Source organism: Paraburkholderia sp. J8-2, assembly GCF_905220195.1.
In the GTDB taxonomy this organism is placed as follows: domain Bacteria; phylum Pseudomonadota; class Gammaproteobacteria; order Burkholderiales; family Burkholderiaceae; genus Paraburkholderia.
Genome location: NZ_CAJMZA010000106.1, coordinates 1 through 842, shown reverse-complemented (window position 1 = coordinate 842; position 842 = coordinate 1). Strand labels below are relative to the sequence as shown.

Genomic DNA, 842 nt, shown 5'->3' with positions numbered 1-842 from the left:
GCCTGCAAACAGAGGACCGCACCGCGTGGGTAATATGTGCAATTTCCTGGTCGAGCAAAGTCATCATGGAGCCCCTTCGTGTTGCCTGTGGCTGGTCGATGCCTTCATCACCGCGCCGCTTTCGTCACCCAGGTAACGGCCGGCGCGCTTACGCGACATGACAGCTCTTGTTCTAGCGCTCATTCATTTCACAGATGCCTCGTCTGATCGAGTCCATCCCGAATGGGGGGGAACATGGCGGAGACTGTCCCGATGCATGCAGCCAGGCTTAGGCGACGACGACACGGTTGCGACCCAGATGTTTCGCGCTGTAGAGCCGCTCGTCAGCTGCACGCAGGATCGTGTCGATCGTCTTGCCGTCGCGGCCGAACTGGGAGGCGCCGACGCTGACTGTCACTTCGCCGCGGCGCCCGCTGCCAGCCTCGAACGTACTGCCAGCGATCGTCGTGCGGATTCGCTCGCCAATCGCGAGGGCGGTGTCCAGACCTGCCTGCGGCAGCAGCACCATGAACTCCTCCCCCCCGACGCGCGCGACGCCGTCGTAAGGGCGTATCGCATCAAGGCATTTCTGCACGAATTCGCGCAGCACATCGTCGCCCGCCTGGTGCCCGTACGCGTCGTTGATTGCCTTGAAACGATCGATGTCGAGCGCCAGCAGGGAAAAGGGCGCTCCACCGTGCTGGGCGCGGCCGATCTCGGCCTCGACGGACTCGATGAACTGGCGCCGGTTGGCCGCGCCAGTAAGCGGATCGGTCGCAGCAAGGTGCCTGAGCGTGTCATTGGTCCGCTGCAGGTCCTGCAGTGCGCTCTCAGTACGCGCGGTCGCCTGGGCAAGCCGCGCA

The 842-nt window shown here is 64.0% G+C and carries 1 protein-coding gene; it reads right to left on the bottom strand.

Annotated elements, in window-relative coordinates; genetic code table 11:
* Positions 1 to 268: 268 nt before the first annotated feature.
* Positions 269 to 842 (bottom strand): GGDEF domain-containing protein (locus tag U5A52_RS43000; RefSeq protein ID WP_321940489.1); only part of this gene is annotated, 574 nt, incomplete at its 5' end.